Raw genomic sequence first — 21,579 nt, 5'->3', positions numbered from 1 at the left:
AACCCATGACTGAGACTAAAGTAGAAATCGCATTTTTGGATATGTTCAATAAAGTATCACGCTTCCGTTTGAATAACGTGAAACAGCCGGTCGATCCGTTAAAAGTTCAAGCGCTCGCCGACTTCATGGTCGCCAACGACCCGCTCGGCAAGAGCGTTGTCAAATGGACGGAAATCAAGATGATTGAAGGCACGCAAACCGTGCTGAACGTACAATAATGGCATGGAAGATGACTGATTGTTCAGTCATCTTTTTTTATTTTGGTCAATCTGCTTTACATTCCTCGATGGAAAGACGATATAGGAGGAAACGTTGCATTCGAGAGGGGAATATACATATGTCAGTGAAACAGAAATGGGAAGCGTTACGGGGTCGATTGGACGTCCGGCGCTTTCAATGGAAACCGAAATGGCGAAAGTCGAGCGCTCGTGAAGGGAAACGCGTGACAGGTAAGAACCTGACGATCCGACAAAAGCTTTGGGGTCTCGTCATCCTCGCGCTCCTCATGGTTGCGGGTGTCGGCGGTTACTCGCTCTTGTCGCTCGCCGACGCGAACCGGCAAGGCGATGACATCGTCAACAACTGGAATAAAGGACTCGACTATGCCCACGAACTGAACACGCTCGCTGCGAACTATCGGGCGCTCGAACTCGAACATATCGTGACCGAAGACGCGGCCGCGAAAGAAGAATTGATGACCGAGATGAAAGACATTCGGACGCGCATCAATGAGATCGCCCCGAAATATGAACAAACGGCGACGGGCGAGACGGACAAAGAGTTGTTCGCCAACTTCAGCCGCCAGTGGGAGATGTACCAGCGCGTGTCGGATAACATGCTGATCTTCAGCACGTCTGGCAACAACGGTATGGCTCGCTCGTATTATGACGCCCAGTCCCAATCGACATACGATAACTTCACGCAGCGCCTGACCGAGCTCGTCGACTACAATTCGGAAGGCTCGCAACGTGTCGGCACCGACATGGAACGTGAGTTTCAACAGTCGCTCATTACGCTACTCGCGGTGACGATCGGTGCGGTCGCGCTCTTGTTGTTCCTCGGTTTGAGCTTATTACGCTCAATCATCATACCGATGCGGACGCTTCAAACGAAGTTTGACGAACTGGCTTCGCAAGGCGGTGACTTGACGATGGCCATCCCGGTCACGTCGAACGATGAAATCGCCCAAGTGAGCCGCTCGTTCAACACGTTCCTCGCCACATTGCGCGACATCATGATTGACGTCGACAAAACAGCGAAAATCGTCCTCGTCTCGTCAAAAGAAGTGGCGACGGAAGTGACCGAACTGAGCCGGTACATGGAAGAAACGTCCGGCACGGTCGAGGAATTGACGGCCGGTATGGAAGAGACGGCCGCCTCCTCGCAAGAGATGAGTGCATCGACGACCGAGATGGGTAGTTCCATCGATTCCATCGTCGACTTGTCAAACGACAGTGCGACGACAGCGGGTGACGTCGAACGCCGCGCCCATGCGATGCGTGAACAAGCCGTCGCGTCGAAGACGGAAGCGAACGCCATCATCGAACAGAAACGGATCGAGTTAGACGAAGCAATTAAAGGTGCACAGTCGGTCGAACAGATTCGTGTCTTGACGAGCGCGATCCTCACGATCGCCGACCAGACGAACTTGCTCGCCTTGAACGCATCCATCGAGGCAGCGCGGGCCGGAGATGCCGGCCGCGGCTTCGCCGTCGTCGCTTCAGAGATTCGAAAACTCGCCGAGAACTCACGGCAGACCGTGAACGAGATTCAAGCGGTGTCGCACACGGTCATCGATTCGGTCGCACGACTCAATACGAGCTCGGCCGACATGCTGACGTTCCTCGATACGAAAGTGCTCGCCGACTATGACCGACTCGAGGAGTCGGCCACACAATACGAGTCGGACGCGACCGTATTCGGACAGACGGCCGAGACGTTCGAGGCGAACGCGCTCCAACTGCGTCATATGACCGACAGCATCCTCCACGTGATTCAAGAAGTCGCGACGACCGTGACGGAAGGGGCGGACGGGACACAGTCCATCTCGGAGAAAGTCCAACTGTCTGTCGAACGGTTCAACGACGTTCAAGTCCGGATGCAGGAAACCGAACAGCGCGCGGTCGATCTTTCGAACCGGGTATCGCAGTTCAAAATATGAAACGAGACCGCAACTCATCACACAGTTGCGGTCTTTTTCTGTGACAAAATGATGGAAGGGAAAGTGGGAAATGAGGTCAATGTCTAAAAAATAGGTCCAGAAGATTGGAAAACCGTTTCCGTCATCCGATAAAACCCATGTAGTTCCAAAAAAAGAGAGATAGAGGTGGAAGAGGACACGGTCCTCGAGAGATTATGAAGCGATTCAATCAACTGTCATTGACTCAAAAACTGTTTAGCGGCATCGGATTGATTTTACTGTTCGTCACGCTCGGCATGGGCTATAACCTATGGACGCTGCAAAATATGACGACCCAATATGAAGAGATGATCGGTCATGACGTCATGAAGATGAAGGCGGCCGATGACTTGTCGCTCGGCATGACGCGTCAAGCGTACGGGGTACGCGGATATATTCTCGTCCAAGAAGACGAACGGCGCGAACAAATCGAACGGGGTGGTAAAGAGAAGAAAGAAGCGCTCGAACAATTGCTCGCACTCGCGAAGACGGAAGCCGAGCGGAAAGAATTCGAGAGCATGCTCTCCTACGCGACCGGCTATGACGATTTGGCACAAGAAGTCATCGTCGCGGCCGATAATCAAGATCAGGACAACATCGACCGGCTCACGCTTCGCCTCATGCCTGATGTGACGGCATCCATCACAGCGACGGGCGAACAGCTACAAGCCGAGACGGAAGCAACAATTGTCGAGAAACAACGAGAGCTCGAACAGCTCGGTGGACAGGCGTTCCTTTATTCGACAGGGATTGCTATTCTCATCTTGTTGCTCACACTCGGGGCCGGTTATATGCTCCAGCGCATGGTCACGGTACCCCTCCGACAGTTATCCAATGAAGTCGGGATTGTGGCCGATGGCGATTTGACGCGTGCCGACCTCCAAGCACTCACACGGGACGAAATCGGTGAGCTCATGGTCGGTTTCAACCAGATGAAAGGCAACCTCCGTGAACTCATCGACGAAGTGAGCCGGAACGCCCAAGAGATCACGGCCCAGTCGGAAGAACTATATGCGAGCACGGAAGAGATGTCGTCGCAGACGGAAGAGACGACACGGATGATTGAACAAGTCGTCGGTCAGACCGTCAACCAGGCGGCAGCTGCCTCGAAGAGCGGACAGGCGGTCGCGGCGGCCGATGAAGGCGTCGAGCGGATCGCCACATCAATCGGGACAATCAGTCAAGACGTCCAGACGAGTCTAAAGCTCGCCGAACGCGGTGAACAGACGATTCAACAGGCGAAACAAGAAGTGCTCGCCCTCGAATCCGAGACGGTCGTCACCGGTCAATCGATCACGGCGTTGAAACAACAGTCGGACGAGATCGCCCTCATCACCGAGGTCATCCAGTCGATTACCGATCAGACGAATTTGCTCGCCTTGAACGCGGCCATCGAAGCGGCCCGGGCCGGCGAGCAAGGGAAAGGCTTCGCCGTCGTCGCCGAAGAAGTGCGGAAGCTTGCGGAACAGTCGAAACAATCGGCGTCCCAAATCGCCGGCTTGATCGAGTCGATTCAAACGCAATCGAACGCGGTGCTCGAACGTCACGCCATCAGTGCGCGTCGTGTCGAGACGAATACGGCACTGCTCGAGGAAGCGACGGCGTCGTTCCAACAAATCGTCGGGCAATTGCACGCCTCGGTCGAGAACACGGAACAAATCCGGGTCGCCTCAACGGAAATTGCGATGACGACGAAACAAGTCGCGACAGCAACAATCCATATGGCGAGTGACAGTGAAGGCACGGCCGAGACGATGCGTAGCGTCGGCGAGACGGCCGACGCCCAGCTCGCGATGATCCAAGAGTTGAACGGTGTCGCCGAGTCGCTCGGCAATATGACCGGAGACTTACAGACGCTCATCGGTCGCTTCCAAACATAAGACGGACCGTCCTTTCCTGTTTTAGGAGAGGACGGTTTTTGCGAGTTCCAAGGATTGAGCAGATAGGGTTAGGGGAATTGCCGAAGAGAGACAATATCTCAATACCAGTGAAAAGGGGACAGGTTTATGAAATATACAGTCATCACCGGGGCAAGTTCAGGGATTGGGTATGAGGCGGCGAAACAGTTCGCGAAGCAAGGAAAATCGCTCGTGCTCGTGGCGCGCCGCCACGACGAACTCGAGAAGTTGCGGAGTGAGATCAAATCGATTTCACCAAAGAGCGATGTCATCATCAAGGCGAAAGACTTGTCTTACAGCGAGAACGTTTATGCGTTGTATGAGTCACTCGCCGATCTCGACATCGAGACGTTGGTCAATAACGCCGGGTTCGGGGATTCGAATCTCGTGAAGGACGTCGAGGTCGGGAAGATGGAGAATATGATTCGCTTGAACGTCGAGGCGTTGACGGTACTGTCGAGCCTGTACGTCCGAGACTATCATAACGTTGAAGGGGCGACACTCGTGAACGTCGCGTCTGTTGTCGGGTATCATATCGCCAAAAAAGGTGTCACGTACAGCGCGTCGAAGTTCTTCGTCAGTGCGTATACGGAAGGACTCGCTCGCGAACTCATGAACGACGGGGACAAACTGCGGGCGAAAGTGCTCGCCCCGGCCGCGACGGAGACGGGCTTTGCGAACCGGGCCCGTGAAGAGGACGACTTCGACTATAGTCAAAACGTCGAGAAGTATCATACTGCTGAAGAGATGGCTGAGTTTTTAATGCAATTGCTTGAGAGTGATCAAGTCGTCGGAATCGTCAACCACGAGGACTACTCGTTCGAGTTGCGCGGACCGATTCATCCGTATATGTAATAAATGATTGGTTAGGTTTGAGTGCAAAAACGAGTTAAATCTGTTACATTAAATACATACAGTATGTATTGTAAGTATTTAATGTGGAGGTGTTTTTGTGCAAAAACTAAAAAGTAGTGAAAGAAAGTTAGTGAAACACGGAAATTCTGTTCATGTCTCAATTCCTATAAGTGAATTGCGGCATCTGAATTTAGAAGTAGGCGATACAGTTTCCGTAACTACGACAGATGAGGGCATTTTAATCAAACCGACTAATAAGATTGAAATTCCGTCCAACATGGATATCGCTCCGAACTTCTTTAAAGAAATGGAACAAATTATGAGTCAGCACGATGAGACATTTAAAGGATTAGTAGATCGTTGATTCAGTATGTAACGGAAACAGAAGTGATTGCAATCAATCGTTTAATGATTCTGAGGTATTCACCTGAAGAACCAATTGGTATAAAAGACAGAGGTTTATTAAGTTCGTCCGTTCAAAGAATGAACCACTCTGCGTTTGGTGAAGATGCTTATATTACTGTATTTGAAAAGGCGGCTGCCTTATTTCACTCATTGATTAACAACCATTGTTTTATTAATGCCAACAAACGCACTGTTTATGGAGCACTTCAATTGTTTTTAGCCCGTAACGGATTTGCGCTCGAATTAGAGTCGTCTCTTGCAATCGAATTATGTGTTCGAGTAGCGACAGAGCAAATGGATATTCAGCAGTTGGCCAATGATATAGAAATTAACTCATCACCACTTTGATTCATTTAACGACAACAGACAGCCCGAACTCTTTCAAAGAGTTCGGGCTGTCTGTTTACGTTTACGATGAACGCATCGAATCTCCGTAGCCCCCGGTCAAGCGGTGCGTGAGCCGGTGATACCAATAGCGGAGACGTAAGCGGTATACATACAGTCTGGACGTGTTCGGCAAGACAACGTTGTCGATATAATCCGCGAACATGGCACGGAACATACGGTCCTCGCTGTCGTCATACGTCGCGCTCCACATGCCGTGCTCTTCGACCTCGAGTAACATCGCAATCGTCTCGTCATCGAGTTGATGGTTGTCTTCTGGCAAGCGCTTGACGAGCATCTCGACCCGGTGGCTACAGATCGACGCGTAGAGCGAGTGGGCGCGCGGGTTGCGCGGGTTCGCGTTCAAGTACCCGATGGCCGCCTTGAGTAATTCGTCGTTCATCTCGAGCGGAATCTCATCGAACACTTGGAAGAATTCGAGCAGCATCGGCACGGTTTCTTCATTGAATCCGGCGAGTCGGATGTAATGCATCAGATGGAGGCCGGCCTCCCCATAAAACTTGCGGTTGAAGTAATGGACAGCAATGGCACGCTGGACCATCGGCACGTCCGGATAGCGTTCGACGGCGCGAAGGAAATGTTGCTCGGCCTCGAACATGAAATTCGTATCGTCGCTCAAAATGCCATGGAGGCAGTGAATCATGTAATGGTCGCCTTTTTCGCTCGCGGCTTCGAGTACGGCACGAGCCCGACCGAACTCGCCTTCACGAATGAGCGGATAAGCCCGCAGCGCCGGGAAGAACGGGTCCTCGGGGAAGTTCGTCTCACCGCGGACGATGAGCGACTCGATCGATTCAGCGTTATAATCGTCAATCAGTTCTTCAAGGAGCATCATCTCGAGGAAGGTGCGCTGAAAGTCGGGATGGTGTAAATCGATGGTGTGTTTCACAGAAGTCCCTCCCAAGTTCGTGAGTGTGGCTTCATTATACCGAGCATTCGGGCGAACGAGTAGATTTTTTTCAAGAAATGGGAAAAGAAAAGGGAAGGATTTGCGAAGAAATGGAGGAATGGAAATGGTCACGTTCACGGGCTATATCGTCGAGCTTGAGCCGACGCGGCTTCGGGTCGCACCGAACTTGGATGCTGAGCCGTTCGATGGGATCGTGTTTCACTGGGAAGGAGTACTTCGAGAGGAAGAGGTACCGCTCGCCGTCGGGCAACAGGTGCGCGTCGAACACGATGAGAAGATGACCCGCTCGCTACCGCCCCAGGCGACGGCGTATCGAATCGATGTGCTATGATGAGGCTGAGGTGAGACAAATGGGACAGTCGAATTTTTTGTGGATGGGCGTCGTCATCGCCATCAGTGCGCTGATCGTCTGGTTGTTGCAGGATGTAATGCCGTTTTGGATGTTGTCGATCATCCTGCTGTTGTTCGGGGCCGCGGTCGGCAACGTGCAGCGGCGCGCTCGAAAAGACACATGAAAAAGCACGTCATCATTCAGATGGCGTGCTTTCTTCGTCTTCCACCGGCTCGTCCGGGATATCCTCGGTTGCGTCAGTCACGTCCGACTTCTCCTCGGTGACGGGCGGTGGCGCCGGTTTGTCGTTCTTGTCTTGTTTCGGCTTTGTGTTCGGACTCGGTTTGTCTTGCTTATTGACCGGTGCCGGTGCTTCCGCTTCTTTATCCTGAGCGGCTGGTTTCTCTGGCTCGACGGGTTCCGCCGGTTCGGTCACAGGGACGTCGGGCTCGGTCGGTTGCTCCGTGACGGGAGGCGTCTCAGGTTCTTCGGCCGGTTGTTCCGGTTCGGCTGGTGTTTCCTCTTCGACCGGTGCCGGCTCTTCTGCGGGCTCTTCGGTTTCTGGTGGAGCTTCGGGAGCGGCTTCCGGTTCCGGTGTCGATTCAGGTTCTGGAGCCGGAGCTGGTTCGACCGGGTCTTCTCGTTTCGGGACCGGTGTGATCGGCGCGACCGGTGCGAGTTCAGCGGCCGGCGTACTGCGTTTTTTCGTCGGTGGTGGTGCTGGCGTGTCCGACTCGAGGAACGACAGTACGTCTTGTTCGAACAAGGCGACCGGGAGCGTCTTCGTCACCAAGTGCAGTCCAAGAACCCGTCCATTGGCCGTGACGATCGGGCTGCCGACGGCACGATTCGGTAAATCGAATTCCCGCTTATAGCTGTCTTCTTCGAACGTGAGCGTTCCTTCGATTTGTTCATCCGGCGCGAGTGTCAACACTGGTTCGTCCGGTCCGACAATCGCATGGCTGAACGAGAACGGTGTCGCTTTCACTTTTTCGATGCGGATGACGGCGATCGCGTCGGTCCGACCGATGACGGTCCCGTTTACTGCCTTGTCACCATGTTTCATCGTGACGCGAGTGATGCCGGCGACGTTATGTGCCGCCGTCAACACGTCTTGCGGACTAATTAAAAAACCGGTGCCTGTTCCAATCGTATATAAGCTATCTTGCAACGTCTCGAGGTCGACGGTGGTAGCCCCGTCGGCCGAGACCGTATCTTCGGTGATGTTCAAGTCGACTTTGTCGGCGAGCGATTCACTCGAGCGCGGAGTTTCGGTGAGATAAGCGTTCGTCAAAAAAGAGACGAAGGCGATGAGTGCGATCGCAATCGGGGCAGCAATCCATTTCAAACGACGAGTGCGATGGCCGCACGTCGGACAAACAGTGGTTTTCGAGCGGGATTTCGCTCCGCAGCGTGGACAAGTCACGGGATGACACCTTCCTTCATAAACATAGATGATATGCCTATTCCTCATATGAAGGAGGGGTAAACAAATATTTAACCGGGGCACATACAGGAAAGGTGAGTGGAATGAACTTTTTCAAAACGGGAAAGAACTAATGTAACGTTTCAGAAAGGGGAAACCGACATGCAGCCTTTTTGGACGACTCGTGCCTTTCGTAATGGGATTTGGGTGTTGCTCATCTTGACGATCGTGTTCATGGCCAAACAAGTCGAGTTCTTGTTTTATCCGATCGGTATCTTTTTCGCCACTGTCCTGACCCCGTTTTTATTCGCTGGCATCTTATTCTATTTGACGGTCGGTCTCGTCGATTGGTTGGAAGTGAAGTTCAAGCGCCGATCGCTCGCGATTTTGACGATGTTGCTCTCGTTGCTCCTATTGACTGTCGCTTTTGTCCTGACACTAGGTCCGCTCATCACACGACAATTGCTCGCACTGCTCGACACGTTCCCGCGCTTTGCCGAAGAGAGTTACCGTCAATTCCTGTTATTGTACGCTCGCCTCGAAGAGTACAGCTGGTTCCGTGAGTACGCCGAACAAAACGCGACGTCCGTCGAGACGTGGGTGCGCCAATTGGCCGATGCGCTTGGCGTCGTCATCGGTTCGGTCGCCGGGTCGCTCGGACGTTTGCTTGCTCTCGTGATTTCCGGGCTGTTCACGTTGTTCATCGCCTTGTTCTTGTACGTCTTTATGTTGATTGACGGCGGCAAGCTCGCAAGTGCGATCGTTCGCTGGATTCCACCGACGTATGAACAGGATGCCCGTCACATTCTGAATGACATGCACGAGACAATCAAACGCTACGTCCGGGCCCAGCTCATCGTCTGTACGTTCGTCGGTTTCTTCGCCACCATCGCCCTATGGCTGCTCGACGTGCCATTCTTTCTGCCGCTCGGGCTGTTCATCTTCGCAACGAATATCATCCCGTATTTCGGTCCGTTCCTCGGGGCCGCACCCGCCGTCTTAATCGCGTTCATCGATGAACCGGTCAAAGCCATCTACGTCATCATCGCCATCACCATCGTCCAACAACTTGACGCCAACGTCATCTCACCGCTCGTCCAAGGCAAGTCACTTCGGGTCCATCCCATCACCATCACGCTCGTCCTGCTTGTGGCGGGACGTCTCGCCGGGATTGTCGGCATGCTGCTCGCCGTCCCATTCTACGCTGTCCTAAAAGTCACGTTCCTCAATTTACAAAAATTATATGCGTTACGCAAACAGTCGAAGCTTCCCATCGAAAGGGGCGACTAATATGTCCTCGCGTCTTGCTGATACGTTCATGGAACTCGTACAAATCGACTCGGAATCTTATGCCGAAGGTCCGTTTTTAGAGGATTTGAAACAACGGTTCAATGCACTCGGCCTCGAACTCGACGAAGACGACTCGAAAGCACAGACCCGTCTCGGTTCAAACAATTTGATTGCCCGTCTCGACGGGGATCCGTCTATCGAACCGTTATTTTTATCAGCCCATATCGATACCGTCGCACCAGGGAAAGGCATCGTACCCGTGGTCCGGGACGGTGTCATCTACTCGCAAGGAGAGACGATTCTCGCAGCCGATGATAAGGCCGGAATTGCCATCATGCTCGAGGTCATCGAACGTTTGAACGAGACGAGAGTGCGGCACGGGCCGATTGAACTCGTGTTGACGCCGGGCGAGGAAGTGGGCTTGCTCGGAGCGAAAGCGCTCGACATGTCCGCACTTAAGGCGAAACATGGGCTCATCCTCGACAACGGTGGATCGGTCGGCGGCATCATCTTAAGTTCACCGAGTATGTTCAGCCTTCAGATTGAGATTCATGGAAAGGCGGCCCACGCTGGACTCGAACCGGAGAAAGGAATCTCGGCGCTCGTCATCGCGGCCGAGGCGATTCATCATATGAAGCTCGGACGTATCACCGATCAGACGACTGCGAACATCGGAACAATCTCGGGCGGTACCGGTAGCAATGTCGTCATGGAACACGTGACGCTCGTCGGTGAGGCGCGGTCACTCGATCACGATGCCTGCGTCGAGCAAGTTGCGCACATGGTCGAAACATTCGAACAAACGGCACAAAAATATGGCGGGACGCTCGACATCAAGCAAAAACAGATGATTCGGAGTTATCGGTTCGAGGAAGACGAACCGTTCGTCCTTCATGTGGCGGATGCGCTTCAGCGTGAGTCATTCCCCGTCCGCTTTGAGCATAGCGGCGGTGGGAGTGACGCAAATGTATTCAACGAGTTCGGGAAGGTTGCGCTGAATGTGTCGATTGGTTACGAAGCGATTCATACAATCGATGAGTCCATCCCCCTATCGGAACTAGAGGATAGTGTCACGTTCGTGCTCCGAGTCATCGAGACGATGCAGACGTTCCAATCGTGAGAGGAAGGGGTTGTGATGCGAAAAAGAATAAGTGATGTGGCAGTGATTCTCGCTGCCATTATCGTCATCGGGTTAGCCATCAATCTGTTTTTGGGACCTCACGATATCGCCGCAGGCGGCGTAACCGGGATTGGTATTCTCTTAGAAGAAGTACTCGACATCGATCGTTCGATTGTCGTATCCGTCCTGAACGGGGTCCTGCTCATCTTGGCGTTCATCTTTCTTGGCAAGAAAGTATTTTATAACACGTTGCTCGGCAGTCTGTTTTTACCGATTGTGCTCGCCGTCATCCCGAAATATATGGTCACGTCAGACCGATTCTTTTCGGTCGTGTTCGGCAGTATCTTATTTGCCGTCGCTGTCGCCATGCTGTATCGAATCGGCGCCTCGAGTGGTGGGACGACCATTCCGCCGCTCATCTTTCACAAATACACCGGGTTGAACACGGCAATCGGCTTCTTTTTGACCGATGCGCTCATCGTCTTCTCGAGCCTGTTTGTCTTCGGAATCGAGTCGTTTCTGTACGCCATCGCGTCAATTATTTTGACGTCGGCGGTCATGGCATATATCGAGCTCGGACTTGACCGGAAGAAAGCGATTTTCATTATGAGCGAGTCGCATCTCGATGACATCAAACAGGCGTTGTATCGTGACGTCGACCGAGGCATTACCGTGTTTGACGTGAGAGGAGGTTTTCAAGGAGAGAATCGGGAGATGTTGATGATTGTATTGACCCGGAATGAATACCAGACGGCACTCAAAACCATTAACGCCATCGATCAACATTCGTTCATGATCGTCTATAACGTCGCTGATGTTCACGGTCTCGGCTTCAGCTACCAACCGCGTGTCTAACTTTGGAAAGGGGAGCCCCTCATGAACTCCTTACTCGCCTTCACGATCGTCATGCTCATCTGGACGATTAGCGACTACGTCTCTAAGAAGACGAAAGCGCTCCTGTCGTCTCTATTCGTCGCCTCGGTCATTTTTCTCATCGGATTCAAATCCGGACTATTCCCGGAAGATTTATTGCCTTCATCATCGTTACTTGCACTCGGTCAGACGGTCGTCGGTCTCGTCATCGTCCACCTTGGGACGCTGATCAGTCTCGATGAGTTCAAACGACAATGGAAGACGTTCGTCATCGGGGTGTCCGCCGTCCTTGGGATTGCTGCTTTCCTGTATGGGATCGGCCAGTTTTTCCTTGATACGAATTATGTGTTGAGTGCCATCGCGGCCATCAGTGGCGGGACGATCTCCATCATTCTCGTCCAAGACGCCGCCGTCAACGCCGGGCTCGTCTCGGTCGCCGTCTTTCCGGTTTTGATTGCGGCGACGCAAGGGTTGATCGGTTTTCCACTTACGTCGATTATCTTACGGAAAGAGGCGCGGCGCATTCGGACGGCGCATCGGGATGGGACACTCGTCACACCTGAGGAACATGCGGTCGTCCATGACGAAACCGACGATTCGATTTTACCGGCACCGTTCCACACGACGGCTGGAACGCTGTTCGTCATGGGGGTTGTCGTCCTTATCTCGACCGTCTTGAGCGGGTGGACGAACGGTTACTTGAATACGTTCGTCATCGCCTTGATTCTCGGAATCGTGTTGCGTCGCTTCAAGATTTTGAAAGCGAACGCGTTGAACGGCATCGATGCCTATGGTCTCATCATGATTGCGATTCTTCTCATCATCTTCGGTCCGCTCGCGACGCTGTCACCGAGCGCCTTGTTCGATTTGATTGTGCCGATCACCATCTCGTTCATCCTCGGTGTGTCCGGACTACTATTGTTCGCACTCATCGTCGGACGCTTCCTCGGCTATTCGAAAGAGATGTCGATGGCGATTGGGTTGACGGCACTTTATGGATTCCCGGGGACGCTCATCTTGAGCGAGGAGGCGGCGAAGAGTATCGGGGAGACGGAAGAGGAGGTGCACATCATCGAGGATGAGATTTTACCGAAAATGATTGTCGCCGGGTTCTCGACGGTGACGATTACATCCGTGTTTATCACGGGGATACTTGCTGCTTTCATTTATTAAGAAGGAGGAGACGACATGGCATTATCAACCGAACTAGGCAAAATCAAGCAGCTTCATAATGCGGAGGCGGGGGTGCTCAGTCTTTACTTGAGCACCAAACCGAGTGAGCGTGACAAATGGGAGATTAACTTGAAAAACGAGTTGCGCCGGCTCGAGCAAGAAGTCGAAGCGAGCGGGGACGAATCGAAACGGAAAGCGTTCAAACAGCTCCGTGACCGGGCCGAGCGAGAAATTTTAGGGAACGAACATAAGTTGTTGCGCAGCATCGTCTTATTTGCGGAAGGGAATGACGGATTGTTCGAACTACACTTTCTACAGCTCGATGTCGACAACGATTTTCATTACGGGGACAAGCCGAAATTAGATCAAATCGAGAAGCTCGACGCTGAGTTCCCGAACACGGGCATCTTGCTTGCTCAGCTCGATAGCATTACGGTGTACGATACGAGACTCGGTGAAGTCGAGGACGTCGTCGTGTTCGATCTTGATTTAGACACTGACCAATGGAGACGATACCAAGGACGCGGTGCCGGCGGGAGAGCGTCGTCAAGCAGTCAAATTGATTCATTTGACAGCCGGAAAGAGAACCAAATCCATCAATTCTATCGGGACGTCGGCGGAGAGATTCGCTCGCTTCATAAGCATCACAAGTGGAGTGAAGTCGTCATCATCGGGCAAGATCGAAGCGCCAACTTGTTAAAAAATGAACTCGGGCTAGACGTCGAGCGGGTCGTGAACCGGAACTTAGGACATGCCGAGGAGGAAGAAGTATTGCGACGAGCGTTTGAAGCATGAACGAAGCGAGCGACTGCGTGTCGCTCGTTTTTCATTCGGCCCAACGGTTGTCTTGCGTGAAGGAGATTGTCAGCCATTTCTCATACGGTAAGAACGTGAGCGCATCTTCGATCTTTTGACGGATGCGGTCCTGTTCGGCGATTTTGTCATACTGATAATCTTTCGGGACAACGAGGTCAATCTCGATGAATAGCATGTTACCAGACTTGGTCGTTCGCACGTACGTTTTCAACACGTCATAGTGATGGGCGACTTGTAGGATGGTCAGTGTGATTTGTTTACTGTACGGCGTCTCCGTGTTCATCCCAATCAACTCTTTGATTGCAGTCCACATCTCGATGAGCGGCGTCTTGACGAGCCAGAGTGTGATGATAATCAGCATGACCGGGTCGACATACGGAGAAATCGCATCGAACGACAGCCAGACGAGCACTTGTGCGATCAAGTAGCCGACGAGAGCCCCACCGGTCAAGATGAAGCTGAGCCGCCATTGAACAATTTCAGCACTAACGAGACCAGAGCTCGCCTTCATCTGAAACGTTCGTAAGTAGCGGAAAATGCCGTACGTCAATGCGGCGCTGATGGCCAAATACACGAGAGCCCCACCGAGGACAAGTTCATTGCCGCCGGAGCGGACGTCATCGATAGCACCAAGGAAGGCGTCGACGATGACGTATAAGAGGACACCGTACTGGAACAAGATGATGAGCGGTTCAATCAAACTTTTTCCGAACGGGAACCGCTTGTCGGTCGTCAACATATAGACGCCGGCTCGAAGCGAAATCCAGCTCATGATGACGCTCAAAAACGAGTAGATGCCGTCAAATAAAATGAAAGCGGAAGACAGCCAATAACCGACAACGATGCCGGCGATAGCGAAAAAGAACGAGCAAATGACGGAGACGCGCAAGACGTAGCGCTCGAGTTGAGGGTCTTTTGGCATATGGGGCCTCCCTTTGAGTCGGACAAACGATAGCGACTACTCCTATTTTCCCGCTTCTACACAATCTTATGTTTCGAACATACAGTGTCGACAAAAAACACGCCTGACCTCATGTGTGAGGACAGGCGTGTATGAATTAAAGTGATTTGTAGCCGAGGAAGTGAGGTCGCCACTGCGGATCATGAATCGAGTTGATTTGCAGCATCTCGCCTCCGGCATGAATGAACGTCTCGTTGTCGAGCATGATGCCGATATGAGACGGTCCGTTGCGATACGTCCCGTGGAAGAAGATGATGTCGCCTCGTTTTCCGCTCGAGATGTTCGTCCGGCGATTCTTGAAATGGTTGCTATGCCAATAGCCGCTCACGTTCGTCCGTCCACCGATCTTACCGGCTTGGTTGCTCGCATAATGAATGAGCCCGGAACAGTCAAACCCACCATTGAGTGGAGACTGTGAACCCCATGTGTATGGTGTCCCGAGATGTTTGGCGGCAGCTGCAATCATGCGCTCGGTTTTCGTATTACCTCGTAAAGTCAACAACGGGTCTTGCTTGACCCGGATGGCCTGTTTCTTGACATAAACGGGTCGCCAGCTGTCTTGAATCAAATACGAATCGCCGTGAAGGGAGCGCGGATAGATTCGTCGATTCGCATCGAGGTAGCCGATCGGTTTTGTATCGTACGGATTCGCATAGAACGGTGTTTGTTTGACCGTATGGTAGTGGGCTTTGACGGAAACCGCCTTTTTTGCCACGGCTTTCGGTTTCGTTTTGGCAATATACGGGTTCAATACATATACTTTTTTACCGGATGCGAGACGGACTTGCCAAAAGTCGTCATCAATCGAGCGAAGGCCGACAAGCTTGGCACCGCGCGCTAACTTACCGGCTGGGCGAGTGTAGGCGATATCGCTCGAGAAGTAAGGCGTCTCACTGATTTGGGTATAGAACACGGTCCCGACCTTTGATTTCGGGAGCGGTTTATTCAGGCTCAAGTATGCCGTCGGGACGAAATAATACTTTGTCCCGATCATGACGCGTGTGTAATGTCCGCTCGTTCCATACGTCTCAATCAAGCGCCCACGATTGAAGTGAGTGATTTTCTTCGAAAACGTGGATGTAGTTTGGTACACGTCGACATCATTGAATTTAACATAACGTTTGCCCATCGCGTCATAGAGCGGGGGTTTCTTCGTGCTGGTCATACTTGTCAAGACGAATCGGTACTGCCCGCCCGTGAATACGCGCGTGTACTTGCCGTGCGTCCCGTAAATCGTCACAAGCGCGCCGCGTTTTAACGTTCCGACGGGTTTGAATGACTCGCTGTAAAGAGTGGTTGATTTGGTGATGTAGCGCTGGCCGGTCTTCAACGGGGCTGGTTTTTTCGTGCTCGTATGGCTCGTTTCAACAAATCGATATTGTCCGTTTACGAAGACACGGGAACGATTTCCAACCTGGCCGTAAATACTGATGCGTTGGCCTCGCTTGACGATGCCGACTCGAGTCGTCTGAGTCGCATCTGCGTACAAAGACGTATCTTTTGCGATGTACCGTTCCGTCGTTTTGACGGGGCGACTTGAAAGCGCACGCGCCGGTACATAGCGATAGTGTTCACCCGATTGGATGCGGAAATATCCGTTCGTTTGTCCAAAAACGGTGATGGTTTGTCCGAGTGGCAATTGACCCACGATGGGACCCGTACGCGGCGATGCATACAAGTCAGCATTCGATTTCACATAACGTGTCTCCTCAAGAAGCGGAGGCGCCGTATCGGCAAGCGCAGCACGTTGGACGAATCGAGCCGTCTCGCCGACGACGCGTAAAAGTTCGGCCTCGTCCCCTAAATCGTAGACGCTCACGGTCGCACCGTATGATAAAAATTCGACTGCATTCCCTGCTTCATCAAGTAGGTCCGTTTCAGAGATGACGGTTTTGGTGACCGATTCGACGAGGACCTCGTTCGGGACGTACCCGCTTTGTTCACCTACTGATATGTGGGCATGGGTATCGGACCGATCGAGAACGGTGACGGCTGTGCCTTTCAGTAACGTGACCAAGCTGTCGCTGTCTTCAATCGACACGAGGAGAGGTGTGTCGACCTTGATTAAGCGTGTGGTCGCTTCTGCAGAGACGGAAGCCACCAGTAATAAACTAAATAAGACAAGCAAACTGAATAAACGTTGATACATGATGTAGCCACCTCAGGTCTATAGTTTTCATTTATTATTATATCGACTCAGAAAAGGAAAATGTTAGAAAATGAAGTGGGATATTGTATCTTCTCTCCGATTTAGCATGCTAGAATAACAAAAAGCATTCGGAAAGTAGGGGAGTAATGAAATTTGTAGTCTTATTTGGTCCACAAGCCGTCGGCAAGATGACAGTCGGGCAAGAGCTCGCACGAATCACCGACTTAAAGCTGTTTCATAACCATATGACGATTGACCTCGTCAGTCCGTTCTTTAGTTATGGGACGGAAGAAGGACGCCGCCTCGTCCAACTGTTTCGCCATGAGCTGTTTGAAGCAGTCGCAAAAAGTGACTTGGACGGAATGATTTTCACGTTCGTCTGGGCGTTTGATTTAGAAGAGGATTGGGCGTATATCAAACAAGTGACCGATTTGTTCGAGACGAACGGGGCCGACATCTATTACGTCGAGCTCGAGGCGGACATCGAGGAGCGCCTCATCCGCAACCAAACGGAGAACCGGCTGACACATAAGCCGACGAAGCGGGACATCGCCTGGTCGGAAGGCGAATTGAAGCAGACGTCGACGCTGTACCGCTTGAACTCACAGGACGGGGAGCTCGACGTCGACAACTATTTGCGCATCAACAACACACATCTCGATGCGGCGACGGTCGCCGAACGAATCAAACATCACTTCCAGCTATAACGAAAACGAGCCCCGTAAAGGAGCTCGTTTTTGTTATGCCCACCAATCGGGGCGTTGATAGGATGTGAGTAGTTCTTTCTCGATGAGACGTTCGTCGAGGTAAGACGTGACGCTCGGGAGCACGGGATCGAGATTGGCCGGGTGGACCATCACTTCAATCGAGTCGCCCGGTTGAATCGAGTTGAGCGTCGCTCGTGATACGCCGTCACCGTAGAACAGGTCACTGAACCGTTCGGTCACCCACAAATCCCGGCGTGCGTCGAGTGTCGTTAAGGCCCGAAACGTCGTGCCATATTCTTCGGCGAGACGGACGATGACGTCTTGAATCGCCGGCCAGCCATGGACGTGATGATGACTGTCGAGGTGGTGGAGCGGAAGACCCGTCGCACGGAACGCCTCGATTTGGGCTTTCCATTCGAGATAGACAAGTTCCGGGTCTGGCGCCGCTTCGGTCAGAAAACGGTTCGTGTAGCGGAACGTGCCGTCTTCTTTCGTGAGCGGTGTGCTCGTCTCGGCGAGCGGCCGGCCCCACGTCAAGGCGAGATGTACCCCAACGTGTAGGGAAGGGTATTGCCTCGCGAGCACCACGGCCTCTTCAACGGCGTGACCGTTCATGATCATCGTCGCTGAATTGACGATGCCATGGACATGGCTCTCGATGATGCCGCTGTTCACCCCGGTCGTCAGTCCGAAATCGTCAGCGTTGATCAAGACAAACGTCTTATGCATTTTGGACGAGACCGAGCGCTTGATCGAGCACTTGGTCACCTTTCATGAGGCCGTATGCCATGTTGTCGATGACGGCGACCGGTACCGACACGGACGACTTGATTTTGCTTTCAAGATAGCGGACTTGTGGACCGATCAAGATGACGTCCACGTTCGTTTGTTCTTTCAAACGTGATTCCGGGATAGCGTCAATTGTCGCCTCTAAGCCACGGTTTGCGGCTTCAGTACGCATTTTTTCTACAAGGATCGATGTCGACATGCCTGCTGAACAGACGAGTAAGATGTTCATTTCGTTTCCTCCAATCGATTGAGTCGAGTGATCATGTCAATCATCTCGATGGCGAGTTCTTTGACGGTCATCGCCGTCATGAGGTGATCTTGGGCGTGGACGAGCAAGACGCTCATGTCGCTCGCTGTGCCGCGAGCTTCTTCTTGCAGCAGCTCGGTCTGCATCTTATGTGCTTCGAGAAACGCCGCATCGGCTTCCTTCATTTTTGCTTCCGCGGTTTCCACTTCACCGCGCTTGGCGGCAGCGATCGCCTCGAACGCCGACGAGCGGGCGTTGCCGGCGTGCAAGATGATCATGAATGATAGTTGTTGCATCGTTTCAGTTTTCAAGAAATTTTCTCTCCTTCGTTGACTTCAGCTTTATTCTTATTGATTTCGGCTGTCATCGCCTTGGCTCCTGCCATGACGAACGGGATATACATCGCCGTCGCGATCGTCAAGTTGACGAGTTGGAGCAAGACGCCGCGGACGCTACCGCCGGTGACGAGATAGCCGCTGATGATCGGTGGCGTCGTCCATGGTACGATGGCGACCGTCTTCGGTACCATACCGGTCGTCAAGGCGACGTACGACACGATGGTGAGCGTGACCGGGACTAAGATGAACGGGATCAACATGACCGGATTCAACACGATTGGGAGACCGAAGATGACTGGTTCGTTAATGTTGAACAGTCCAGCCGGTGCCGATAATTTCGCGACTTGGTGGTACGGGTGATTGCGCTGCTTCCGGACGACGATGAAGATAGCGAGCAGGAGTGCGAACGTCGTACCTGATCCGCCCATGAAGACGAACGTATCGAGGAACGGCTTTGTGACTGTGAACGGTACGTCATATGCCGACGCACCTGCTTGGAACGCGGCCAAGTTTTGCTCGATGAGCGGCAGATAAATCGGCTCGATGACCGAACCGATGATGTTCGTGCCGTGCAACCCGAAGAACCAAAGGATATGGTTCAAGAACGCGATGACGAGACCGGCCGCGAGCGAATCGCCGAACCCTTGGAGCGGTTGTTGGATGACTTTGAAGATGACTTCAAAAATACTGAGTTCGATTTGAAGCGTCATGAACAGCTGTACAGCGGCGACGAGCGTCAAGATGAGCATGGATGGGATGAGCGCCTGGAACGAACGGGTGACCCCGCCCGGCACACCGTCCGGCATCTTGATTGTCAATTTCGTGTTGATGAGATAACGGAACAGCTCGGTGACGACGATGGAGACGATGATGGCGACGAACAGTCCTTGCGCGCCGAGCCAAGCGAAGTTCAGCCCCCAGTCCTCGGTGACCGGAACGAGCATGATGTACGACGCGACCGAGAGGATCCCGGCAGCGAGTCCGTCGACCCCATACGACCGGGCCAAGTTATACCCGATCGAGAAGGCGACTAACAGCCCTAATATGGCGAACGAGGCGGTCCAAATGTTGCCGCCGAGTCCTTGCCAGTTGCCTTCACCGAAGGCGTTGTTCATCATGTCGACGAAGTCGAGCGAGAGGCCACCTAAGTTGATGGCAGGGAAGTTGTTGATGAGGACAGCGAGCGAGCCGACGATGATGAGCGGCATGACCGATACGAATCCGTCGCGGATGGCGACCAAGTGACGCTGGGAGCCGATGCGCCCAGCGATTTCGATAAATTTGTTCACGAATAAACCTCCTTCTGGAATTGTGGTAAGTACGCTTCATGTGCATCGAATAGCTCACGAAGAAGCGGATCGATTTTTTTCTCATCTTGGATGAGCGGGTTCATCAAGCAGGCGAGATAGGCGTCATGGTATGAACCCGAGATCGCCGCTTGAATCGCAAGTTGTTCAAACGTCTTCAAATTGGTAATGAGTCCTTTGATCGGGAGCGGGAGCGACCCGATGGCGATTGGACGCGGTCCCGACTTCGTGATGACGGCGTTCACTTCGATGACCGCGTCGTCTGGTAAATCGCGGATTGTGCCTCGATTCAGCGTGTTTACGGTTTGGATATCACCACGGTCGTTATAGATCGAGTCCATCAAGTTGCAGGCAGCGTCCGAATAATAGGCACCCCCGCGTTTTTCGAGCTCGTCCGGCTTCACGTCGAGCTCGATGTCCTTGTACTTCTCGAACAGTTGCGACTCGACTTGTTGAACGACCTCGGCCCGTGTCCCGTTCTGTTCGTATGCCGCTAAGTCTTTCGCGAGCACGTCCTTCGTCTGGAAGTAGTACTGGTGATACGGGTTCGGCAACATGCGGAGCGACTTCAAGAACGATTCGCTCCAACCGAGTCCGACGATGTTCGCGGGTGAATAATCCGTACCAGCGTTCAGTGACGCGAGCACATGGTCCGTGCGGTCAACCCCATCGACCCAGACGTGACGGCCGAACACGAAATGGTTTAATCCGATAAATTCGATCGCGACGTGTTCGACCGGTGTGTCTAAAATCTCAGCGACCGAGTTGCGCATATTGAACGGGATGTTGCAGACACCGATGACCTTGTTGTGCGCTGAATGGTTTAACACGGCTTCGGTGACGATGCCGGCCGGGTTCGTGAAGTTGACGAGCCAGGCGTCCGGGCAAATCTCGGCCATCTCATTGGCGAGTTCGATTAAGACGGGGATGGTTCGGAACGCTTTGAACAAGCCGCCGGCACCGTTCGTCTCTTGCCCGATAAAGCCGTGCTTGAGCGGGATACGTTCATCCAAGGCACGAGCTTTCAAACCGCCGACGCGAATCTGTGTCGAAACGAAGTCCGCGCCGTGCAGTGCCTCTTTTCGATTCAGTGTCCAACTGAGCGAGATGTCCGCTCCAGATTTTTGAATCATCCGTTCGGCGAGACGGCCGACGATGTCTAATTTTTCCCTCCCTTCCTCGATGTCGACGAGGACGATCTCCCGAACCGGGAACGTCGCTTGCCGCTGAATGAATCCTTCAATGATTTCGGGGGTATAACTCGAACCTCCACCGATGATGACAACCTTGACTGCCATAGTGCCAACTCCTCCTTTTGTGAAAGCGATTTCTTTTTGTTGTAACAAATATAACAAATGATACAACTTGTCGCAATATAAAAAGTACAAATAATACAAATT

Annotated in this window: 23 protein-coding genes; 14 read left to right on the top strand and 9 right to left on the bottom strand. The window is 52.7% G+C overall.

The features are described from left to right. The first annotated feature begins 5 nt into the window (after positions 1–5). The 6 genes from EVJ33_RS06825 to EVJ33_RS06800 all read left to right on the top strand — a co-directional run bounded on the left by EVJ33_RS06825 (position 6) and on the right by EVJ33_RS06800 (position 5,685). The gene (locus EVJ33_RS06825) at positions 6–218 is read left to right on the top strand and encodes a DUF2922 domain-containing protein (protein WP_034778930.1); all 213 of its coding nucleotides are present in this window, start codon (positions 6–8) and stop codon (positions 216–218) included. 119 nt (positions 219–337) lie between these two features. After that, on the top strand, positions 338–2,161 hold the full coding sequence (locus EVJ33_RS06820) for a methyl-accepting chemotaxis protein (RefSeq protein ID WP_131435662.1): 1,824 nt from the start codon (positions 338–340) through the stop codon (positions 2,159–2,161). 194 nt (positions 2,162–2,355) lie between these two features. Continuing rightward, the gene (locus EVJ33_RS06815) at positions 2,356–4,059 is read left to right on the top strand and encodes a methyl-accepting chemotaxis protein (RefSeq protein ID WP_131435660.1); all 1,704 of its coding nucleotides are present in this window, start codon (positions 2,356–2,358) and stop codon (positions 4,057–4,059) included. Between the two features lie 126 nt (positions 4,060–4,185). Then, the gene (locus EVJ33_RS06810) at positions 4,186–4,932 is read left to right on the top strand and encodes an SDR family NAD(P)-dependent oxidoreductase (protein ID WP_131435658.1); all 747 of its coding nucleotides are present in this window, start codon (positions 4,186–4,188) and stop codon (positions 4,930–4,932) included. A gap of 97 nt (positions 4,933–5,029) precedes the next feature. Next, positions 5,030–5,296, top strand: a complete 267-nt coding sequence (locus tag EVJ33_RS06805) for an AbrB/MazE/SpoVT family DNA-binding domain-containing protein (RefSeq protein ID WP_131435656.1) — start codon at positions 5,030–5,032, stop codon at positions 5,294–5,296. Beyond that, positions 5,293–5,685 carry a type II toxin-antitoxin system death-on-curing family toxin gene (locus EVJ33_RS06800; protein WP_236634557.1) on the top strand — a complete coding sequence of 131 codons (393 nt, stop codon included), beginning with the start codon at positions 5,293–5,295 and terminating at the stop codon, positions 5,683–5,685. Before EVJ33_RS06805 ends, EVJ33_RS06800 begins: the two co-directional genes overlap by 4 nt. A gap of 61 nt (positions 5,686–5,746) precedes the next feature. Here the strand turns inward: EVJ33_RS06800 and EVJ33_RS06795 are convergent, their stop codons facing one another. Further along, entirely contained in the window at positions 5,747–6,631 is an 885-nt protein-coding gene (locus tag EVJ33_RS06795; RefSeq protein WP_236634556.1) for a tetratricopeptide repeat protein, read from the bottom strand. 124 nt (positions 6,632–6,755) lie between these two features. Between EVJ33_RS06795 and EVJ33_RS06790 the strand changes: the two genes are divergently transcribed. Together EVJ33_RS06790 and EVJ33_RS15515 are read left to right on the top strand one after the other, a co-directional pair. Then, entirely contained in the window at positions 6,756–6,983 is a 228-nt protein-coding gene (locus EVJ33_RS06790) for a DUF3221 domain-containing protein (protein ID WP_131435654.1), read from the top strand. 19 nt (positions 6,984–7,002) lie between these two features. Further along, on the top strand, positions 7,003–7,167 hold the full coding sequence (locus EVJ33_RS15515) for a hypothetical protein (protein ID WP_201739673.1): 165 nt from the start codon (positions 7,003–7,005) through the stop codon (positions 7,165–7,167). 12 nt (positions 7,168–7,179) lie between these two features. On the opposite strand, the gene EVJ33_RS06785 is transcribed toward EVJ33_RS15515, so the two are convergent. Then, positions 7,180–8,409 (bottom strand): S1 family peptidase, encoded by a 1,230-nt coding sequence (locus EVJ33_RS06785; RefSeq protein WP_131435652.1) that lies wholly within the window; start codon positions 8,407–8,409, stop codon positions 7,180–7,182. Between the two features lie 162 nt (positions 8,410–8,571). Here EVJ33_RS06785 and EVJ33_RS06780 point away from each other — a divergent pair, with 162 nt between their 5' ends. Genes EVJ33_RS06780 through EVJ33_RS06760 form a run of 5 tightly spaced genes read left to right on the top strand, consistent with a single transcriptional unit; the run spans position 8,572 to position 13,660 of the window. Next, positions 8,572–9,699: an AI-2E family transporter gene (locus EVJ33_RS06780; protein ID WP_131435650.1), complete on the top strand. Its 1,128-nt coding sequence runs from the start codon at positions 8,572–8,574 to the stop codon at positions 9,697–9,699. Position 9,700: 1 nt separating this feature from the next. Next, positions 9,701–10,819: a M20/M25/M40 family metallo-hydrolase gene (locus tag EVJ33_RS06775; RefSeq protein ID WP_131435648.1), complete on the top strand. Its 1,119-nt coding sequence runs from the start codon at positions 9,701–9,703 to the stop codon at positions 10,817–10,819. Between the two features lie 15 nt (positions 10,820–10,834). Continuing rightward, complete coding sequence (locus EVJ33_RS06770) at positions 10,835–11,674, top strand: YitT family protein (protein ID WP_131435646.1); 840 nt, start codon at positions 10,835–10,837, stop codon at positions 11,672–11,674. Between the two features lie 21 nt (positions 11,675–11,695). Further along, complete coding sequence (locus EVJ33_RS06765) at positions 11,696–12,865, top strand: hypothetical protein (RefSeq protein WP_131435644.1); 1,170 nt, start codon at positions 11,696–11,698, stop codon at positions 12,863–12,865. Positions 12,866–12,880: 15 nt separating this feature from the next. Next, positions 12,881–13,660 (top strand): VLRF1 family aeRF1-type release factor, encoded by a 780-nt coding sequence (locus EVJ33_RS06760; protein WP_131435642.1) that lies wholly within the window; start codon positions 12,881–12,883, stop codon positions 13,658–13,660. Between the two features lie 31 nt (positions 13,661–13,691). On the opposite strand, the gene EVJ33_RS06755 is transcribed toward EVJ33_RS06760, so the two are convergent. Then, positions 13,692–14,603: a cation diffusion facilitator family transporter gene (locus tag EVJ33_RS06755; protein WP_131435640.1), complete on the bottom strand. Its 912-nt coding sequence runs from the start codon at positions 14,601–14,603 to the stop codon at positions 13,692–13,694. Positions 14,604–14,739: 136 nt separating this feature from the next. Beyond that, positions 14,740–16,791: a C40 family peptidase gene (locus EVJ33_RS06750; RefSeq protein WP_131435638.1), complete on the bottom strand. Its 2,052-nt coding sequence runs from the start codon at positions 16,789–16,791 to the stop codon at positions 14,740–14,742. Between the two features lie 146 nt (positions 16,792–16,937). Here EVJ33_RS06750 and EVJ33_RS06745 point away from each other — a divergent pair, with 146 nt between their 5' ends. Further along, positions 16,938–17,498: an AAA family ATPase gene (locus EVJ33_RS06745; protein ID WP_131435636.1), complete on the top strand. Its 561-nt coding sequence runs from the start codon at positions 16,938–16,940 to the stop codon at positions 17,496–17,498. A 33-nt stretch (positions 17,499–17,531) separates the two neighbouring features. Here the strand turns inward: EVJ33_RS06745 and EVJ33_RS06740 are convergent, their stop codons facing one another. Genes EVJ33_RS06740 through EVJ33_RS06720 form a run of 5 tightly spaced genes read right to left on the bottom strand, consistent with a single transcriptional unit; the run spans position 17,532 to position 21,477 of the window. Next, the gene (locus EVJ33_RS06740; RefSeq protein WP_131435634.1) at positions 17,532–18,227 is read right to left on the bottom strand and encodes a carbohydrate deacetylase; all 696 of its coding nucleotides are present in this window, start codon (positions 18,225–18,227) and stop codon (positions 17,532–17,534) included. Continuing rightward, positions 18,220–18,516 (bottom strand): PTS sugar transporter subunit IIB, encoded by a 297-nt coding sequence (locus EVJ33_RS06735; protein WP_131435632.1) that lies wholly within the window; start codon positions 18,514–18,516, stop codon positions 18,220–18,222. The genes EVJ33_RS06740 and EVJ33_RS06735 overlap by 8 nt, the downstream gene beginning before the upstream one ends. Continuing rightward, complete coding sequence (locus tag EVJ33_RS06730) at positions 18,513–18,830, bottom strand: PTS lactose/cellobiose transporter subunit IIA (protein ID WP_031200063.1); 318 nt, start codon at positions 18,828–18,830, stop codon at positions 18,513–18,515. Before EVJ33_RS06730 ends, EVJ33_RS06735 begins: the two co-directional genes overlap by 4 nt. 11 nt (positions 18,831–18,841) lie before the next feature. Further along, the gene (celB, locus tag EVJ33_RS06725) at positions 18,842–20,161 is read right to left on the bottom strand and encodes a PTS cellobiose transporter subunit IIC (protein ID WP_131435630.1); all 1,320 of its coding nucleotides are present in this window, start codon (positions 20,159–20,161) and stop codon (positions 18,842–18,844) included. Further along, the gene (locus EVJ33_RS06720) at positions 20,158–21,477 is read right to left on the bottom strand and encodes a 6-phospho-beta-glucosidase (RefSeq protein ID WP_131435628.1); all 1,320 of its coding nucleotides are present in this window, start codon (positions 21,475–21,477) and stop codon (positions 20,158–20,160) included. Before EVJ33_RS06720 ends, celB begins: the two co-directional genes overlap by 4 nt. Between the last annotated feature and the right edge of the window lie 102 nt (positions 21,478–21,579).

The sequence above is a fragment of the Exiguobacterium sp. SL-10 genome, assembly GCF_004337025.1.
In the GTDB taxonomy this organism is placed as follows: Bacteria; Bacillota; Bacilli; order Exiguobacteriales; family Exiguobacteriaceae; genus Exiguobacterium.
The sequence above is the reverse complement of the archived record's forward strand: the minus strand, read 5'-3'. Positions and strand labels throughout refer to the sequence as shown.

Bases quoted from the DNA above. Each gene is read 5' to 3' on its own strand.
- EVJ33_RS06825 (WP_034778930.1), top strand. From the start codon at position 6: ATGACTGAGACTAAAGTAGAAATCGCATTTTTGGATATGTTCAATAAA.
- EVJ33_RS06820 (WP_131435662.1), top strand. From the start codon at position 338: ATGTCAGTGAAACAGAAATGGGAAGCGTTACGGGGTCGATTGGACGTC.
- EVJ33_RS06815 (WP_131435660.1), top strand. From the start codon at position 2,356: ATGAAGCGATTCAATCAACTGTCATTGACTCAAAAACTGTTTAGCGGC.
- EVJ33_RS06810 (WP_131435658.1), top strand. From the start codon at position 4,186: ATGAAATATACAGTCATCACCGGGGCAAGTTCAGGGATTGGGTATGAG.
- EVJ33_RS06790 (WP_131435654.1), top strand. From the start codon at position 6,756: ATGGTCACGTTCACGGGCTATATCGTCGAGCTTGAGCCGACGCGGCTT.
- EVJ33_RS15515 (WP_201739673.1), top strand. From the start codon at position 7,003: ATGGGACAGTCGAATTTTTTGTGGATGGGCGTCGTCATCGCCATCAGT.
- EVJ33_RS06780 (WP_131435650.1), top strand. From the start codon at position 8,572: ATGCAGCCTTTTTGGACGACTCGTGCCTTTCGTAATGGGATTTGGGTG.
- EVJ33_RS06775 (WP_131435648.1), top strand. From the start codon at position 9,701: ATGTCCTCGCGTCTTGCTGATACGTTCATGGAACTCGTACAAATCGAC.
- EVJ33_RS06770 (WP_131435646.1), top strand. From the start codon at position 10,835: ATGCGAAAAAGAATAAGTGATGTGGCAGTGATTCTCGCTGCCATTATC.
- EVJ33_RS06765 (WP_131435644.1), top strand. From the start codon at position 11,696: ATGAACTCCTTACTCGCCTTCACGATCGTCATGCTCATCTGGACGATT.
- EVJ33_RS06760 (WP_131435642.1), top strand. From the start codon at position 12,881: ATGGCATTATCAACCGAACTAGGCAAAATCAAGCAGCTTCATAATGCG.
- EVJ33_RS06755 (WP_131435640.1), bottom strand. From the start codon at position 14,603: ATGCCAAAAGACCCTCAACTCGAGCGCTACGTCTTGCGCGTCTCCGTC.
- EVJ33_RS06750 (WP_131435638.1), bottom strand. From the start codon at position 16,791: ATGTATCAACGTTTATTCAGTTTGCTTGTCTTATTTAGTTTATTACTG.
- EVJ33_RS06745 (WP_131435636.1), top strand. From the start codon at position 16,938: ATGAAATTTGTAGTCTTATTTGGTCCACAAGCCGTCGGCAAGATGACA.
- EVJ33_RS06740 (WP_131435634.1), bottom strand. From the start codon at position 18,227: ATGCATAAGACGTTTGTCTTGATCAACGCTGACGATTTCGGACTGACG.
- EVJ33_RS06735 (WP_131435632.1), bottom strand. From the start codon at position 18,516: ATGAACATCTTACTCGTCTGTTCAGCAGGCATGTCGACATCGATCCTT.
- EVJ33_RS06730 (WP_031200063.1), bottom strand. From the start codon at position 18,830: ATGCAACAACTATCATTCATGATCATCTTGCACGCCGGCAACGCCCGC.
- EVJ33_RS06720 (WP_131435628.1), bottom strand. From the start codon at position 21,477: ATGGCAGTCAAGGTTGTCATCATCGGTGGAGGTTCGAGTTATACCCCC.